Below are 16,442 nucleotides of genomic sequence, written 5' to 3' on the forward strand. Positions count from 1 at the left end.
TCCTTAAAATATATTATTGCACAAGTACGGTTCCAATACGAACAAACGATGCGCCTTCTTCGATCGCCAACGTGTAGTCGTTCGACATCCCCATTGACAGTTCGGTACATGGTGCATGCGGATAGGCAAGACCTGCGACGTCATCGCGCAATTGTCTCAAGTTTCGGAACGTCTCCCGAATCACCGTCTCGTCCTCTGTGAACGGTGCCATCGTCATCAGTCCGATGATCCGCACGTGAGGATACTGTTTACAGTTCTCGATGAATGGGATGACTTCCTCTTTTTCGAGACCATGTTTTGATGCTTCGCCCGATATGTTCACTTGCACGAAACAATCGATCACGCCTTGGGCGCGCTTATTGATCTCTTCGGCGAGCGAGAGGCGGTCGAGCGAATGGATCGCTGCCACATGGTCGATAATTTGTCTCACTTTACGTGTCTGCAGACTGCCGATGAAATGAAACTTGGCATCAGGCGGCAACTGCTCGACTTTTTCAAGCAATCCTTCGGGACGATTTTCGCCGAAGTCACGGATGCCTTCCGCATAGAGGGCGTTCGCCACGTCGGGACCGACCGATTTCGTGACCGCGATGAGCGTCACCGCTTGATCGGTCCGATGCGCGTCGATCGTCTGTCTGACTTGATTCACATTATTCGCTATACTCAAGATTTCTTCTCCTTGACGAGGACAGCCGCAAATCGACGTTTGGCATCTCCGTTCCGATACGAGAAAAAGCTTCGATCGGCTACGGTCGACAAGTTCGATTGGGTCACCTCGATATTTCGTTCAGCGGCGAGCGTCTCGTTCACTCGTTGCAGGGATAGATGGGCATGGCCTGCCTGTTCGTCCGAGACTGATGCTTCATAAGCTGCCGGCGAGACAGCTTCGACCGCATCAAGGACACGGCGGTCGACCTCGTAATGGTCGGCCGTGATGGCTGGTCCGACAAACATATCAATATCTTGTTCCGGTACGCCCAATGTTGCAAATGCATCGGTCATCGAGGCCACGATGTTACCGACCGTCCCTTTCCAGCCTGCGTGTGCGACACCAATGACGCCATGGTCTTTGGCGCAAAAGAACAGGGGGACACAATCAGCGAACACGAGGGCGAGCGGTAACGAGTTAACCGTCGTGACGAGACCGTCCGTCGCCGGAATCGTCTCATCGTAACGGTACGCTCCTCTGCCGCGGTCAGCGTCTCCGACGACTTCGACGTTTGTTTGATGCACTTGGTCGGCCCATACCGAATCAGCGAGGTCGAGACCGGCCGCTTCAAAAAATTGCTTTCGATTGGCGACGACTCGATCCGGGTCATCTCCGACGTGGAGTCCGACGTTGCCTTCGTTATGCCCATCGGTCCGGGTCGTGACGTAGGCGCGGTAGCGATCCGTCTCGGTTTCCCATGTATGTAACAGTCGCATATGATTCTCCTTTTTAGAAAAAGGGGATGCCGAGAACCGGCACCCCCCTGTTGTTTAGTTACGGCGTTGTCTTACGAACGCTGGGATGTTGATCGTCTCGTCTGGGACGTCCCCGCCATAGACCGGTCTATGGAAGTTCCCTTCATCTTGTGGCGCAGCTTCTTGCGTTTTCGGTTGAGCCTCACGGTTCACTTCAGCTTCCGGTTTTTTCTTCGGTTGCTGGAGGAACGGGTTCGTCCCTTGCGCTTCTTCTGCGAATTCAGTTGCGATCACGGTTACGATGATCTCGTCGTTCAAGTTTTCGTTGATGACCGAACCGAAAATCAAGTTCACTTCTTCATCAGCGGCACTTTGTACGATTTGAGCAGCTTCCGTGACTTCGAACAAGCTGAGGCTAAGTCCGCCTGTGATGTTCATCAAGACACCTTTCGCGCCTTCGATTGAAGACTCGAGAAGTGGAGATGAGATGGCTTTCTTCGCTGCCTCGACGGCACGGTTCTCGCCTGTCGCGACACCGACACCCATGAGGGCCGAGCCTTTTTCTGTCATGATTGTCTTCACGTCAGCGAAGTCAAGGTTGATGAGTCCAGGGATGGCAATCAAGTCTGTGATCCCTTGGACACCTTGACGAAGGACATTATCCGCTTCACGGAACGCTTCAATCATCGGCGTATTGCGCTCGACGATTTCAAGCAACTTATCGTTCGGAATAACGATGAGTGTATCCACTTTTTCTTTGAACGCTTGAATCCCGTGTTGGGCGTGTTGCATCCGTTTGCGTCCTTCGAACATGAACGGTTTCGTGACGACACCGACCGTGAGCGCTCCGATTTCTTTCGAAATCTCAGCGATGACAGGTGCAGCCCCAGTCCCGGTTCCTCCGCCCATACCTGCTGTGACGAAGACCATGTCGGCGCCATCAAGCGCTTCAATCAACTGTTCACGGCTCTCTTCTGCCGCTTTTTTCCCGATATCAGGATTTGCGCCGGCACCGAGGCCACGCGTCAATTTCGCGCCAAGTTGAAGCTTCACGTCTGCTTTTGACATGTTGAGTGCTTGCGCGTCTGTGTTGACGGCGATGAACTCGACACCTTGCACTCCGTGCTCGATCATGCGGTTGACGGCGTTTGAACCGCCACCACCGACTCCAATTACTTTAATTTTTGCTACGGCGTCAATCGCCTCATCAAAGTACATCATTTCAGGTATCCCCCTACGTAATTTCCAATTGTTAACACAACGTCAAGTTTACACGCCAAATAGTTTTTCCATTAAGCGGCCAAATCCATTTTTCGTTTCGCGATCGTCCCGCTCCACATCCACGTCGTGGTCGTGGTCGTTTGGCATCGTGCCGTCCGGTTTCGTGACGGTCACGCGCTCTTCCGGCTTTTCAAGTCGTGACTTCGAGACGTGATGATCGCTCATAAGCACGTACTTGAGGACGCCGACCGCGGTCGCGTATTTCGGGTGTCTGACGCCAATCGACGAAGGCTGATACAGTCTCGTCGTTTGACCCATAACACGAGTCGCCAATTCTTGGATGCCAGGTAAAGCAGCGGCCCCACCGCAGAGGAGATATCCTCCACTGAGCGTCGGGACGCCTACCTTTTGCACTCTATTCAACACAAGCGTAAACATTTCCTCTATTCTTGCCTCTAAAACATAACTAATTTCTGCTTGCGGTTCGAACGTGACTTCTCCGTTAATGTTCGTGAACGAGAAGCCCTCGGATGCGTCGGCCATTTCTTCAAGGGCGAGTCCGTATTCTTCTTTCGCCACTTTGGCGTCCTGGTATTTACAGTTGAGCTTGTAAACCAAGTCGCGTGTCATATGATCGCCTCCGACAGGAAGGATATATGAGTAGACAAGGTCGCCCCGATAGAAGACAGAGACGGTTGTCTTTTCATGTCCGATATCGATCAATCCGATACCAAGATCGATTTCGTCGACAGATGCCGCGCTCATACCGAGTGCCAAGTTGCCGAGGACGAATCCTTCGAGTTTCAGACCCGCTCGTTCGATGGAGCGACGAATGCTATGTAAAATCGTCTTCGAACCAGTTACCATCTTCCCGTGCATCTCTAAACGATAGCCGAGCATTCCCCGAGGATCGACGACACCTGTCTGTTGATCGACCGTGAACGACGACGGGATCACATCGATGACGCTCATCTCGTCCGGCAAGCGCATGACTTGCGCTGAGTTGATGACTTCGATGACATCTGTATCCGTGATTTCTTGGTCTTCTCGTTTGACCGACGCGATTCCGTGACATGGGGCGATTTGGATATGTTCCCCTTCGATGGCAACATATACCGACCGAATTTGATCACCGAGTGCCGCTTCGGCATGTTCGACGGCTTGTTTGATGGCTTGAACCGTCTTATCGATGTCGACGACGGCGCCACGTTTTACTCCTGCAGACGGGGCACACCCCTCCGCCAAAATGTTAAGCGTTCCCCCGAGTAATTCACCCACGACGAGCTTAATTTCTGACGTTCCTATATCCAATGCGGCCACATAACCATTCGCTTCCAAAAGGGAAACACCTCCGCGCTTTAATTTCTATACTTGAATTCCGTTACATTGTTACAGATATCCAAAAATATTGTTAGGTCCGGCAAGATATCTCACGTCTAAGTTTACAACAAATAAGATAGTGAGAAAAGGTAGAATCCTACAAATTAAGCGGTTTTGGGGTGTCAATTCGATTACAATCGATAAAAAAACAGCCCTTATGTGTCTAAGGACTGTAAAATATCAGATTATTCTTTCGGTTTTTCATACGGGACGAAATAATATCCGCCATCCATGACGACAGTTCCTCGTTGTCCTTTTGGAATGTTTTCATAGATTTCACCGTATTTGGACACGGTTTGACTGAGCTTGAACGTCGGCGTTTGAATCGTGTTGCCGTCGTTCATATAAATCTCATATCGAGTCGATTCCCCGTCTTGTTTCGAGAACACGATTTCCGACATCCGGGCCCGCATCGCGTCATCGACTTGTTCAAGCTCAGTCGCGATTTTCTCGAGTTCCGCTTTGTCCGTGAATTCACGCAAGAGTGGACCGTCCTTTAACTTCTCAGGGTCGGTGATGCCGCCAGTCGGATGAAGCGAGCCATCGGCAAGTACCGCGACTTCTTCTTGATCCGTCCGCGAGTACGCGATCATCTTTTCTTCTTCGACATCGATTGTCACGATGTTATACCATGAGCGGTCGACGTCGACATCTTTCACGCCAGGCACGGCGCGGAGTTCTCGTTCAATCTCCTTCGGTGACACTTGAACGATTTTTGTGGACGTATCGATGTCCGTCCCGGCGAGCACGTACGCTTCTGTCAGCCAGGACAGACCGTTCACGTTCACCGCCTTCACGTCAGAGACCGATGTCTGCATATATACGACGAGTGCGATCAGCACCGCGAATAAGATCAAGATGGTCGACAAGCGTCGGTTCGCTTTTTTACGACGCTGATCTTTCATATACGGGATACGGTCTTCTAAACTACGAACGGTGTTCTGACGTGTCTCCATGTCTATTCTCCTTTATCGGCGGACTTCTTCGACGAGGTCGGCGAGTGATTCCGCAGCTTGCGGGAATCCTAGCCGTTTCGATGCTTCTGCCATCTCAGTATGATGTGCCAATACGTGACGGATCGACTTGACAAGTGTCTCGCCCGTCAAGTCTCCTTCTTTGATCAATTCGGCCGCGCCGCTCTCAACGAGGGCTGACGCATTTTTCGTCTGATGATCGGCCGTCACATACGGGCTCGGAATCAAGATGCTCGGTAGACCGAGCGCGGTCAACTCCGAGATCGTCGACGCGCCGGCCCGTGACACGACGAGGCTCGCGCAAGCGAGGAGCTCAGGCATATCGTAGACGTATGGCAAGACATGGACGTTTTCAGCTGTTGGCGCGGTGGCCACGACGTTGTCGTAGTGCACGTTCCCGGTCACGTAGAGCACGTTCACCGGTTCAGCCGCGAGCTCGGGAATAGCTTCGATGACAGCGCGATTGATCGCTTCTGCCCCGCGGCTTCCGCCGTAAATCAAGACGATCGGCCGCTCATCGATCCCGTACTCGGCACGGACGGCCGCCTCATTTACGGTCGTCTTCAACACTTCGCTCCCACGTGGGTTCCCGATGACGCGAACGTTCGCTCCGGGGAACTGCGACTCAGAACCGGCGAACGACAAGGCGACGCGGTCGGCTTTCTTCGAGAGGAACTTGTTCGTCAAGCCCGGGATGCTGTTCTGTTCATGCAGAATCGTCGGGATGCCGAGTTGTTGTGCGGTGAAGACGACCGGTCCTGAGACGAAGCCGCCCGTTCCGATGACGACATCCGGACGAAACGTCTTCATCTCTTTACGTAACGTGAGGACGGATTGAATGAACCAATACGCCGTCTTGATGTTGTCTAGCGATAGAGAACGTTTTAGTCCGGCAATCCGGATCGATTTGAACGGGACGCCCGCCCGTGGAACGAGGTCAGCCTCGAGACCGTTCTCAGTCCCGATATAAAGCACCTCGAGGTTCGGGTGCCTCGCTTTGAGTGTGTCGAGAAGAGCGAGTGCCGGGTAGATATGTCCACCCGTCCCTCCACCAGAAATCATAACTTTCATCGATTGGCCTCCTCATATGCATTCACGAGTCGGACGAAATGTTCGCCGCGCTCTTCGAACGTCTTATATTGATCCCAACTTGCACAAGCCGGCGATAATAAGATCACGTCATCAGTCGCCGACTGTTCGAACGCGAGCGGGACCGCCGCCTCGAGCGTAGCGACCGCGAACGACGGAATCTGCTCGGCCTCACCTAACGACTTGAACCGCTCCGCCGTCTCGCCGTAAGCGACAATCGCTTTGACCCGGCCGAGCGCCGGAACGAGAGAAGTGAGGTCGGCGCCACGTTCGAGTCCTCCGCACACCCAGACAATCGGGGCCTCGAAACCGTTCAATGCGGCTTCGGCGGCCACGTTGTTCGTCGCTTTCGAGTCGTTATACACCCGGCGGCCGAGCACTCGCCCGAGGCTCTCTGTACGGTGGGCCACTCCGCCGAACGTCTGAAGGACGCGTTCGATGTGTGCTCGCGGAATGTCGAACGGTTCGACGAGCAACAAGGCTGCCAACACGTTCTCGACGTTATGGGCCCCACCAAGGGCAAGGTCCTCGACGCGGATGACCGGTTCTCCATGAAGCGTGATCCAGCCGTCCACTACGTGTGCGTCTCCACTATCGTAACCGAACGTTGAGGCGGGAAGACCGGACGGGACACGTTTCATCACTTCCGTGTCGCTGCCTTTGACGACGACACGGTCTGCGGCCGTCATGTTCCGGAACAAGTTTCCTTTGGCATCGGCATACGAGTCAAAGTCGCCGTGGTAATCCAAATGCGCCGGTGACAAGTTCAACAGTGCCGCCGCTTGCGGATGGAACTGTTCGACGCCCATCAGTTGGAAGCTCGACAGCTCGATGACGATGACGTCACCCTGCTTCGCTTTCGATGCCACTTCGATGGCCGGGAAACCGATATTCCCTGCCACATGCACCGGACGACTTCCCCCTTTGAGCAATTCGTGGACGAGCGTCGTCGTCGTCGTCTTCCCGTTCGAACCGGTGATGGCGACAAACGTGGCATCGGTCGCCAAGTAGGCGAGCTCCACTTCTGTATAGATCGGGATGTTCCGCTCAAGCGCTGCTTGGAGGAGCGGGATGTGATACGGGATACCCGGATTTTTGACGATCATGTCCGTCGTGTCGAGCAATTCGAGCGGATGGGAACCGAAGACGCCGTTGATGCCGAGCGCTTCGATTTTCATCCGTTCTTCCGTTGACGGTTCGCTCCCGGTATTGATGGTCACGTTCGCGCCGACATTTCTTAAGTAAGCGGCAGCGGCGATGCCGCTCCGTGCCGCGCCGAGTACGAGGACTCGTTTATCGTTCCACTGTTGTTGCATGTCTTCCACCATCCATTACATGAGTAGTAACGACAAGACTGCCGTGATCAAACTAATTCCACCGAACGTCAAGACGATGCGCCATTCTGACCAACCGACCATTTCGAAATGGTGATGGATCGGGCTCATCTTAAAGATTCGTTTGCCCGTCGTCTTGAACGAGAGCACTTGCAAAATGACGCTGAGCGTCTCGATGACAAAGATGATACCGACAAAGACGAGCAACAACTCGAGCTTGAGCATAAGGGCGAGACCCGCGACCGCACCACCGAGGGCGAGCGACCCCGTGTCGCCCATGAAGATTTTTGCCGGGTATTTATTGAAGACGAGGAAACCGAGCAAGGCGCCGACGGCACTGAAGGCGAACCAAGCGATTCCGGCTTCGTCTTGCCCGAGGGCATAGATGCCGAAGAAGGCGAACGTCGGGATGGCCGAGAACGAGACGAGACCGTCGAGACCGTCCGTCAAGTTGACCGCGTTCGAGAAACCGACAAGCCAGAAGATGACGATGGCCACATAGAACCAACCCGTTTCAAACGCGATCGAGGTGAACGGGATTTGAATCGTCGTGTCGAGCTCCCCACCGAGTGAGAGGAACCAGACGAACAGGACGGAGACGACGATTTGACCGATCAATTTCTGGAGCGATGTCAAACCGAGGTTACGTTTGTTGACGACTTTGATGTAGTCGTCAAGGAAGCCGATCACACCGAAGGCGAGTGTCACGAACAAGAGCGTCCCGAATCCGGCGACGGCTTCTCCGAAGACGACCGAGACGAGGAATCCGATGATGAGGGCGAGCAAGATGACGATGCCTCCCATCGTCGGAGTGCCTGATTTCTTTTGATGCCAACCCGGACCTTCGTCACGGATTTCTTGGCCAAACTTTAAGTTACGCAGTGCCGGGATGGCCCGCGGCATGACGACCAATACGGTCAATAATGAACTGATTAAGACGATTAAACTGATTAGCATGTTCGTACCTCACTACTCTCTTTATTGAACTAAGCGCTCAAGCGCCAGTCCTCGCGATGCTTTTAACAATATCACAGTCTGGGGGCGTTGATAACTGCCGAGAAGCACTTTCGCTTCCTCGACGGTCGGCACCGTTGTCACGTTCACACGCGGGTCGGTAATGCCGTTCGCAATCCATTTCGCCTTCTCTCCGATGAGCACGCAATCCGTGACCGGGGCCGTGATGACACGGCCGACACTTTCGTGTTGCATGACTTCATCTGCGCCAAGTTCATACATGTCACCGAGGACGAGGACACGTCGCGTGAACCCTTCAAGTGTTTTCATCGTCTCGATGGCGGCGATCATCGAAGTCGGGCTGGCGTTATAGGCATCATTGATCAAGTGCGCATCACCGAACATCCGCTTCTCCATCCGCATCGATGTCAACTGGACCCGATCGAGTCCGCGTTGGATCGTATCGTGTCCCAATCCGAACTTGAGTCCGCAAGCGATCGCATAGGCGGCGTTGCGGATTTGATGGGCGCCGAGCACTTTCAATTCATATAACTCGTTGTTGTAACGGAAAATCGAAGCGTCAAACGTCGCCTCCACGACCTCGAGCTTCCCGTCAGCCGTCGCCTCATAACCGACGCGGTACCCGCCAGCTTCACTGAGGAGCGGCTCGTCGGCATCGACGATCAAGACGCCATCCGGTTTCAGACCGGCTTTGATCTCGAGTTTCGCCTTGGCGATCCCCTCGCGCCCCCCGACTTGTTCTCCGTGCGACTCTCCGATATTCGTGACGAAAGCGATATCCGGTTTAGCGAGCTTCGACAACAATTCAATTTGACCGAATCCGTTCATCCCCATCTCGAGGACAGCTACTTCCGTATCGCGTGGCATCCGTAACACGGTGAGCGGCAAGCCGACATCCGAGTTGAAATTGCCTGCCGTCTTGTGTGTCTTGAACGTCTCGCCGAGCACGACGGCGATCATGTCTTTCGTCGAGGTCTTTCCGTTCGATCCGGTGATGGCGACGACTTTTGGATCAATCTCTGCCAAGTAGCGGGCTGCCGCCTCTTGAAGCGCCTGAAGCGGCGATGCGACCGGAATGGCGACAATCCCTTCCGGCAACGGCCGGTCTTGCTCCCAAAACGTCACGATCGCACCTTGTTTGACGGCAGCCTCGATATAATCGTGTCCATCGACACGCGCCCCGATGATTGGGACGAACAAGCCGTCGGCGTTATCGTCTCGCGAGTCGGTTGCGACGTGGCGCACCTCACGCGTATCATCTGTCTTCATGCCGAACCAAGATGCGAGTGTTTGTATCGTCAACTGTTCCATAACCATTTCCTCCTGTGACAAAGGAAAAGAGAGCCGAGGCCCTCTTCATCCCTTTGCGTTAGTTCGACGGTGACTGGAGCTTCACTTTTAACGTCGCCCCGGTCTTGACGGGCTTGTCTTTCCCAATCGACTGGGACGTGACGAAGCCGGTACCGTCTATTTCTAAATTCAATTGGTAAAGCGTCGCCAACCGTTTCACATCACGGAGCGACCAACCTTTCAAGACCGGCATCGTGAACGACTCATCCGTCTTCAACAGCAAGCGCTCGCCGACGACGTACGGTTGACCCTCGACCGGACTTTGCGCGATGACCGTTTCGTCACTGCCGAGTGACACCGGTGTGAATGCCGCCGCCTTGGCTGCCTTCACCGCCTCGTCACGGCCTTGCCCGACGAATGACTCTGTCGTCTTCGTCGACGCATCGATCGTCTTCGCCTGTTTGTCCGGCTCGACACTCCGGTAACGGAGCGCGACGTCCATCACATCTTTGAACAGCGGTGCCATGATACGCGGCCCCGTCGTCGACGAGTCACTGTTCGGTCGGTCGACGGCGATGTACATGACGAGTTCAGGGTCGTCCTCCGGCGCCATGCCGACGAACGAATGGATATATTGTCCACTCAAATACTTCCCGTTCTCCGCGATTTGTGCGGTCCCGGTTTTCCCGATGACGCGGTAGTTGTCGAGGGCGTACAATTGCCCCGTCCCGACGTCACTGTTGACGACGCCGTCAAGCGCTTCCCGCGTCTGCTTCGCCGCTTCGGCCGTGATCGGTTGCCCGACGACTTTCGGATTCGTCGTCCGAATCGTCTCGCCCGTCTCACGGTTCACGACTTTTTTAATGACATGAGGTTGCTTCATCGTCCCATCGGTCGCGATCGCCGACGTCGCTTGCAAGATTTGCATTGGCGTGACGGCCGTCGATTGACCCCATGCTGTGATCAAGACGTTGAGCGGGCTCTCGAAATCGAACTGGCTGTTGACCTCGCCCGGTAAATCGACGCCCGTGCGTTGGTCGAACTTGAACGCTTTGAAATAATCCTCGTAGCGACTGAGTCCGAGCCGTTCGTTCGCCAATATCGAAAAGGCGACGTTCGACGAGTGCCAGACGCCTTCTACCATAGGAATCGTACCCCATCCGGTAATGTTGTAATCATTGAATACGGTCTTGCCATACTTATATGAACCCGACTTGTACAGTTCGTTCGGGTTGTAGACACCTTCGTTGATGGCAGCGGCCAACGTGAAGATTTTCATCGTCGACCCCGGCTCGAAGCGAGACGACACCGAGAAGTTACTGTATGAGCTGATTTCACGCGTGTTCGGATCGAATGACGGGCGGTCCGACAAGGCGATGATTTCGCCGGTCTTCGGGTCCATAATGATCGCCGTCGCATTCTTCGGCTTGTACTCTTTATACAGCTCTTCCATCTTCGTATCGAGCAGCTGTTGAATGCGGTGATCGATCGTCAGTTGGACGTCCGCCCCATCTTCCGGGTCAACCTTCAATTGCTCGTCACTCGAGACGAGTTGACGGCCGGCCAAATCTTTCTCGAACCGATACAGCCCATACGACTCGCTCAAGACGTCATTGAGTGACTTTTCAATCCCGAGTTCTCCAACGAGTTCGATCCGCCCATTCTGGTCAATCTTTTGGGCGTATCCGACGACGCTTGATGCGAACACTTTGTTCGGATAATAGCGTTTCGGTTCTTCGACGAACGTGATCCCGGGAATCTTGAACGTTTCAATCTCTTCTTTTTGTTCGACCGTCAAATCACGACCCGGCACGCCGAACTCGATTTGCCCACGGTCTTTGTTTTGCTCGAGCCGTTTCAAGATGTCACCTTCCGTCATCGGAAGCACGGTCGCAAGTTGCTTCGCGGCCTCAGGAAACGCTTCGGGCATGAGCGTCTTGTTTTCTACCCGCTCGCCGCCGAGCTTCAACACGGCCACGACTCGATACGACGGGATGTTGATGGCGATTGGTTGTCCGAACCGATCAAAAATCTCGCCCCGCTCCGCTTTTAACGTACTGACCGCTTTCCAGCGTTCTTCCTCGGCGAAGGCGAGCATGTTTTCCCCTTTGTACGTCTGGAAGACGGACAAATAAAGGAACCAACCGACAAAAAATAAAAAGAGTGGTGTGAAGCAAACAATCGCCACCCACGCCACTCTTTTTTTACTCTGTTGTAGAGAATTCATCAGTCAATCACCTTGACGTTGTTCTCATTGAATTGCATTCCGAGCTTTTCAGCAATCGCATAGATTCTCTCAGGTGAGCTTAGTTGGGCGATCTCATACTTCAATTCTTCATTCTCTTTCGCGATCGTGTTCGTCTCTTGTGTGATCAGAGCCGTGTCGCGCATGATGTTGTACGCTTCATTATGTTTCGATACCGTGATGCCACCGAACAAGACAACTGAACAGATCATGGTCGGGTACAGGATGGATTCGAACAAAGTCAACGTACGTCGTTTTGGAGCTGGTATTGGTCGTTCTTGCGGAATCGGATTGCGATTCGGCGAAATTTGAGGCTGCAAAGCCTTGCGAGCAGCTTCTGGCATCAGGTATCCCTCCTACGTACAGTCTATTTTTGTTTTTCTGCGACCCGAAGCTTGGCTGAACGGGCCCGGCGGTTGTCTTCAAGTTCAACGTCCCCGGCCGTGATCGGCTTGCGCGTGATCAACTTCAACTCGGGTTCAAACTCTTTCGGGATGACCGGCAATCCTGGTGGTAACGGCGGATGCTGGCTTCTCTCTTTGAAGACTTGCTTACAAATCCGATCTTCTAACGAGTGGAACGTGATGACACAAATCCGTCCACCGATGGCGAGTAGATCGATCGCGTCTTGGACGGCGCGGTCGAACACGTTCAATTCATCGTTGACGGCGATGCGGATCGCCTGGAACGTTCGTTTCGCAGGGTGTCCGCCTTTTCGTCGTGCCGGCGCCGGAATCGCGTCTTTGATCAACTCGACGAGTTCAAACGTCGTCTCAATCGGCTTGACGGCACGGGCTTGCTCGATCTTGCGGGCGATCTGTTTCGAGAATTTCTCTTCCCCGTATGTAAAGAAGATGCGGGCAAGGTCCCCGAACGGCCATTCGTTGACGACATGGTAAGCCGATAGCTCACGCGAACGGTCCATGCGCATATCTAACGGCGCGTCGTAATTGTAGCTAAAGCCACGTTCGGCCTCATCGAGCTGCGGCGAAGACACGCCAAGATCAAACAATACCCCGTCGACCTGGGTGATTCCACGTGCCAGCAGTTCATCTTTCAAATGGACGAAGTTGCTTTTAATGAACGTAACCCGGTCCTCATATGGAGCCAACCGCTCACTCGCGTGCTTGAGCGCGACGTCGTCTTGGTCAAAGGCGTACAGATGGCCTGTCGTCAAACGCTTGACAATCTCTTCGCTGTGACCGGCTCCTCCTAACGTACAATCGACATAAATCCCGTCTGGCTTAATATTCAATCCCTCAATGGACTCCATTTTTAAAACCGTTTCATGCTCAAACATGCAAAAACCCTCTCAACCTACATTTTTCAACTATTTTATTACGTTTACTTTATCATAAAAATGTCAAGCGCCGCATAGGTTTTTAGCGAAAAGAGGAAACAAAAAGGTAACAAACAAAAAAGATTCCCTGATTGCTCAGGGAACCATCAAAAAACATTAGTATTTATTTTACAGTTTAACGAGACATCGCTCCGATTCAGACTGTTCGTAGGCGGCAAATAGCCGTTTGAACACATCGAGGCCATGACGATTCAAGAGCGGTACCATCGACCAGATCCGTTCTTGCGGCGCATCCATCGGTAAGAGCCTTGTCGACAGATGAATCCGCCGACTGTTCAACCGATATTGGTCACGTTTCGCCTCGGCCCGCATCTCGTCAGCGAGCCGATCAAGTACGTGTCGCGCCTTGGCGTCAAACCGATGGCCCCGCTTCCCGGCTTCGCGACCGAGCGCTTCCGTGAGCGTTCGGTAGGCGTAAAGACTCTGGTCGAACGCCTCGTCATCGAACGTATGGTCGGGCAACGGGTTCGTCAAGTAATCGACGAGCGTCACGCCTTCTTGGGCAAGCTTCTTCTCATCGTTCGTCGAAACGAGGACGGCCCCGAGCCGTGGGATGAGGAGCGGCATGTTCCAACCAAAGAGATGGAACAGCGGGCGCAACTGTAGCCAGTAGGCGATTTCCCCCGGGCCGGCGATATAAGCGAGCGTCGGGAACAAGAAGTCTTGCATGAGCGGACGTGACACGACGTTGTTCGAGAACCGCTCCGGGTGCTCCTCGACTTGTTGCAGCAACTCGGCCTCGGTGAATCGATGGCCTCGTTTCGTCGTGAACACCCCGTCTTGTTTCGTCAACAACTCGCGTGTGCCGTCGTGATAGAACAGATGGGCCGCGTCCCGGTTCAAGTCGACGTGTGGCATGCCATCCTCGAACGCCTCTCGCAGCGCCGTGTTCAGACGATCGTGTTCACGAATCAACCGCTTGAATGCGTCGCGCTCGAGCGCCCGGACTTCCGGTTGGTGCGGGTCGAACAGGATGAAGTCTTCTCCGACGAACCGGCGCATCATCCGCCCGAAAAATTCGGCGAACGAATGGCTCGCTTGGAGCACGGCGACGAGCTCATGGTAAAGTGTCGTCGTGTATGGCGTCTCCGTCTCTGATAACAGCACACGCTGTAGCATTTGCACGAGCTCAATTTTCAGTCGATCGAATTCTAACTCCCCGATCGATGCCTTGCCGGCGAGCGGGACCGTCGATAGCGCCTCTTTACGCAATTGCCGCGACAACGGTTGGCTCACGAACACGTGGTTGATTTCCGCATAGTCGTGATCCTCGGTCGCCATCCAAAAGATCGGGATGACCGGTTTGTTCAGTTTCGCTTCTGCCTGTTTGGCTTTTTTGATCACGGTCAACAGTTTATACACCGCGAACAACGGACCACCGAATACCCCGACTTGCTGTCCGGTCACCATCGTCAACGCCTCGCCTCGAGCCAACGCGTCGAGCTTTGATTCGAGCGCGGGAGACATCGGACCGTGGACGGTTTGTTGGTCTCGCAATATAGTTACAAGCGCGGGCAAATGCGTGAACGAACGTCCGGTCAGTTCGTCAGCCCTCGCCTCGAGTTCGTCCATCCCTTTATAGTCCAGCCATTTCGAATAGCCTGTCTCCACCTGCATCATCGGAGACGACGGGGCGTACATGGCATCTAGCGACTCTATCCTCACGTATAACGACTTCCTTTCAAACGATTAATACATCATCTCGCGTGCGATGCCGATCGTGAACAAGACGAAGTGGGCCGGGACGAGCAACAAAAACAATAGGCGCCACCCGTGCACGAACATCTTCGAATAGACGACATCCTCATGACGCACCCGCTGCCAAATAGCGTTGGCAGGGAAGATGGCGGCACAGACGGCTAGCAGCAGCCAGAACACATCGACCCCGACAATCGCCTCGAGCAAAATCCCACACGCATAGAACCATAGGACCACGCCGGCATCACAGACGAGTTTGAACGTATTAACCGATTTCGGCATAATTTTTCTAAGTATCATATACACCATAAACCAAATGACGAGTGGAAATGAAACGATATACACTAGCACGATACGCTCGCTCCTAAAATTAATTTTTGTAGGACGGGAATGACGGTCAATGTGATGCCTCGCTCGTCGGCCCGTTTCAACAGCGGTGTCAAGATGGCGTCGACCTCGGTCTGGCGCCCTGCTTCGATGTCATGTAACATGGAAGACCGGTTATGGGCCGTTTTTTCAATGATGGTCTCGATATATGTATACGGCACGTGACGATCAAACAATGTGGACAATTCCGCATAGACGGCATTGGCGATGTCACGGCAAGGCGGCGAAGCGACCGCACCATTTTCGACACGACAGAGCGCTGTGATCGGATTGATGATCGCGTTCGCGAATAGCTTCTCGGTGACGACTTGCTCGATGTCTGCTTCCCAGACGACATCGAGTGGAGATGCGTTGAACGACATCTCTTCGAGCGAGCCGAGGCTGCCAATCCGGATGCGCCCGAGCCCGGTATGCTGGAGCCGGGCGCCGTCGCGGCTCACGCCATGTTCGACCACGCCGAGATGAAACCCTCGTTTCCGTGCGTAGTCGAGATGGGCGATCCCGTTCGAACAGATGAAGACGGGCACATCCCCTGACAATCGTTCCGTCGCCGCCTCGACCTGATGTGCTTTCGTCGTCACAAAAAAAACGTCCTGCTCCGACTCGACGAGTGACGTCACCGGACAAAGGCTTACATGAGCCTTCCCGTTCGTGACGCCGATTCGTTCGATCGTCACGGTCGTCGCCTCGTCGACACGGCCATAGAGCGTCACCGTATAATCCGGTTCGAACAGCGAAGCCATCAGCATGCCGACGGCGCCGTTCCCGATAATCCCAATTCGTTTAATCGGCTTCATTGCCATCCCTCCACGTCTAGTCTGCACTCAAAAGTTTACCACAATCTGTTTCCACGACCCAAAAAGAAAAAAGAAGCGATCTCCGAGGAGACCGCTTCTTTTCGCATTATTTGCTTGTTACTTCTTTACCGTTGTAGTGTCCGCAAGATTTGCATACACGGTGAGAAAGCTTCATTTCGCCACAGTTCGGGCACTCGTTCATACCAGGTACGTTGAGTTTGAAGTGAGTACGACGAAGACGTTTGCGAGTTTTCGACGTTCTACGGAATGGTACTGCCATCGTTGTCC

General features: G+C 53.8%; 16 protein-coding genes. All 16 read right to left on the reverse strand.

Annotation, left to right across the window (positions count from 1 at the left end; all coding sequences use genetic code 11):
* Positions 1 to 13: 13 nt before the first annotated feature.
* Positions 14 to 667, reverse strand: coding sequence for a YggS family pyridoxal phosphate-dependent enzyme (locus KNP75_RS08885; RefSeq protein ID WP_034777085.1), 654 nt, complete (start codon positions 665 to 667; stop codon positions 14 to 16).
* The gene (gene pgeF, locus KNP75_RS08890) at positions 664 to 1,425 is read right to left on the reverse strand and encodes a peptidoglycan editing factor PgeF (protein ID WP_215190235.1); all 762 of its coding nucleotides are present in this window, start codon (positions 1,423 to 1,425) and stop codon (positions 664 to 666) included. Before pgeF ends, KNP75_RS08885 begins: the two co-directional genes overlap by 4 nt.
* Before the next feature lie 54 nt (positions 1,426 to 1,479).
* Complete coding sequence (gene ftsZ / locus KNP75_RS08895; protein ID WP_034777081.1) at positions 1,480 to 2,625, reverse strand: cell division protein FtsZ; 1,146 nt, start codon at positions 2,623 to 2,625, stop codon at positions 1,480 to 1,482.
* 48 nt (positions 2,626 to 2,673) lie between these two features.
* Complete coding sequence (ftsA, locus tag KNP75_RS08900; RefSeq protein ID WP_034777079.1) at positions 2,674 to 3,963, reverse strand: cell division protein FtsA; 1,290 nt, start codon at positions 3,961 to 3,963, stop codon at positions 2,674 to 2,676.
* A gap of 227 nt (positions 3,964 to 4,190) precedes the next feature.
* A complete protein-coding gene (locus KNP75_RS08905; RefSeq protein WP_215190236.1) occupies positions 4,191 to 4,961 on the reverse strand; it encodes a cell division protein FtsQ/DivIB in 771 nt (256 codons plus the stop codon).
* 12 nt (positions 4,962 to 4,973) lie between these two features.
* A complete protein-coding gene (gene murG / locus KNP75_RS08910; protein WP_215190237.1) occupies positions 4,974 to 6,050 on the reverse strand; it encodes an undecaprenyldiphospho-muramoylpentapeptide beta-N-acetylglucosaminyltransferase in 1,077 nt (358 codons plus the stop codon).
* The gene (gene murD, locus KNP75_RS08915; protein ID WP_251128222.1) at positions 6,047 to 7,384 is read right to left on the reverse strand and encodes a UDP-N-acetylmuramoyl-L-alanine--D-glutamate ligase; all 1,338 of its coding nucleotides are present in this window, start codon (positions 7,382 to 7,384) and stop codon (positions 6,047 to 6,049) included. The genes murG and murD overlap by 4 nt, the downstream gene beginning before the upstream one ends.
* Before the next feature lie 15 nt (positions 7,385 to 7,399).
* Positions 7,400 to 8,359: a phospho-N-acetylmuramoyl-pentapeptide-transferase gene (mraY, locus tag KNP75_RS08920; protein WP_034777072.1), complete on the reverse strand. Its 960-nt coding sequence runs from the start codon at positions 8,357 to 8,359 to the stop codon at positions 7,400 to 7,402.
* A 21-nt stretch (positions 8,360 to 8,380) separates the two neighbouring features.
* A complete protein-coding gene (locus KNP75_RS08925; protein ID WP_251128223.1) occupies positions 8,381 to 9,688 on the reverse strand; it encodes a UDP-N-acetylmuramoyl-tripeptide--D-alanyl-D-alanine ligase in 1,308 nt (435 codons plus the stop codon).
* A 58-nt stretch (positions 9,689 to 9,746) separates the two neighbouring features.
* Positions 9,747 to 11,855 (reverse strand): penicillin-binding transpeptidase domain-containing protein, encoded by a 2,109-nt coding sequence (locus KNP75_RS08930; protein ID WP_353049025.1) that lies wholly within the window; start codon positions 11,853 to 11,855, stop codon positions 9,747 to 9,749.
* A 38-nt stretch (positions 11,856 to 11,893) separates the two neighbouring features.
* Entirely contained in the window at positions 11,894 to 12,256 is a 363-nt protein-coding gene (ftsL, locus tag KNP75_RS08935; RefSeq protein WP_235420168.1) for a cell division protein FtsL, read from the reverse strand.
* Between the two features lie 23 nt (positions 12,257 to 12,279).
* On the reverse strand, positions 12,280 to 13,212 hold the full coding sequence (rsmH, locus tag KNP75_RS08940; RefSeq protein WP_034777067.1) for a 16S rRNA (cytosine(1402)-N(4))-methyltransferase RsmH: 933 nt from the start codon (positions 13,210 to 13,212) through the stop codon (positions 12,280 to 12,282).
* 168 nt (positions 13,213 to 13,380) lie between these two features.
* Positions 13,381 to 14,937 carry a bacillithiol biosynthesis cysteine-adding enzyme BshC gene (gene bshC, locus KNP75_RS08945; protein ID WP_034777066.1) on the reverse strand — a complete coding sequence of 519 codons (1,557 nt, stop codon included), beginning with the start codon at positions 14,935 to 14,937 and terminating at the stop codon, positions 13,381 to 13,383.
* A 24-nt stretch (positions 14,938 to 14,961) separates the two neighbouring features.
* Complete coding sequence (locus KNP75_RS08950; RefSeq protein ID WP_084592783.1) at positions 14,962 to 15,321, reverse strand: DUF3397 domain-containing protein; 360 nt, start codon at positions 15,319 to 15,321, stop codon at positions 14,962 to 14,964.
* Positions 15,315 to 16,154 (reverse strand): 2-dehydropantoate 2-reductase, encoded by an 840-nt coding sequence (locus KNP75_RS08955; RefSeq protein WP_215190239.1) that lies wholly within the window; start codon positions 16,152 to 16,154, stop codon positions 15,315 to 15,317. Before KNP75_RS08955 ends, KNP75_RS08950 begins: the two co-directional genes overlap by 7 nt.
* A 106-nt stretch (positions 16,155 to 16,260) precedes the next feature.
* The gene (gene rpmF / locus KNP75_RS08960) at positions 16,261 to 16,434 is read right to left on the reverse strand and encodes a 50S ribosomal protein L32 (RefSeq protein WP_015881300.1); all 174 of its coding nucleotides are present in this window, start codon (positions 16,432 to 16,434) and stop codon (positions 16,261 to 16,263) included.
* Positions 16,435 to 16,442 lie beyond the last annotated feature (8 nt).

It is taken from the genome of Exiguobacterium sp. s6, from assembly GCF_018618155.1.
GTDB classification, from domain to species: domain Bacteria; phylum Bacillota; class Bacilli; order Exiguobacteriales; family Exiguobacteriaceae; genus Exiguobacterium; species Exiguobacterium mexicanum_A.

Excerpts from the sequence above, each read along its gene's own strand:
- rpmF (WP_015881300.1), bottom strand. The coding sequence starts at position 16,434 with ATGGCAGTACCATTCCGTAGAACGTCGAAAACTCGCAAACGTCTTCGT.
- KNP75_RS08905 (WP_215190236.1), bottom strand. The coding sequence starts at position 4,961 with ATGGAGACACGTCAGAACACCGTTCGTAGTTTAGAAGACCGTATCCCG.
- KNP75_RS08955 (WP_215190239.1), bottom strand. The coding sequence starts at position 16,154 with ATGAAGCCGATTAAACGAATTGGGATTATCGGGAACGGCGCCGTCGGC.
- pgeF (WP_215190235.1), bottom strand. The coding sequence starts at position 1,425 with ATGCGACTGTTACATACATGGGAAACCGAGACGGATCGCTACCGCGCC.
- rsmH (WP_034777067.1), bottom strand. The coding sequence starts at position 13,212 with ATGTTTGAGCATGAAACGGTTTTAAAAATGGAGTCCATTGAGGGATTG.
- murD (WP_251128222.1), bottom strand. The coding sequence starts at position 7,384 with ATGCAACAACAGTGGAACGATAAACGAGTCCTCGTACTCGGCGCGGCA.
- ftsL (WP_235420168.1), bottom strand. The coding sequence starts at position 12,256 with ATGCCAGAAGCTGCTCGCAAGGCTTTGCAGCCTCAAATTTCGCCGAAT.
- murG (WP_215190237.1), bottom strand. The coding sequence starts at position 6,050 with ATGAAAGTTATGATTTCTGGTGGAGGGACGGGTGGACATATCTACCCG.
- KNP75_RS08925 (WP_251128223.1), bottom strand. The coding sequence starts at position 9,688 with ATGGAACAGTTGACGATACAAACACTCGCATCTTGGTTCGGCATGAAG.
- mraY (WP_034777072.1), bottom strand. The coding sequence starts at position 8,359 with ATGCTAATCAGTTTAATCGTCTTAATCAGTTCATTATTGACCGTATTG.
- ftsZ (WP_034777081.1), bottom strand. The coding sequence starts at position 2,625 with ATGATGTACTTTGATGAGGCGATTGACGCCGTAGCAAAAATTAAAGTA.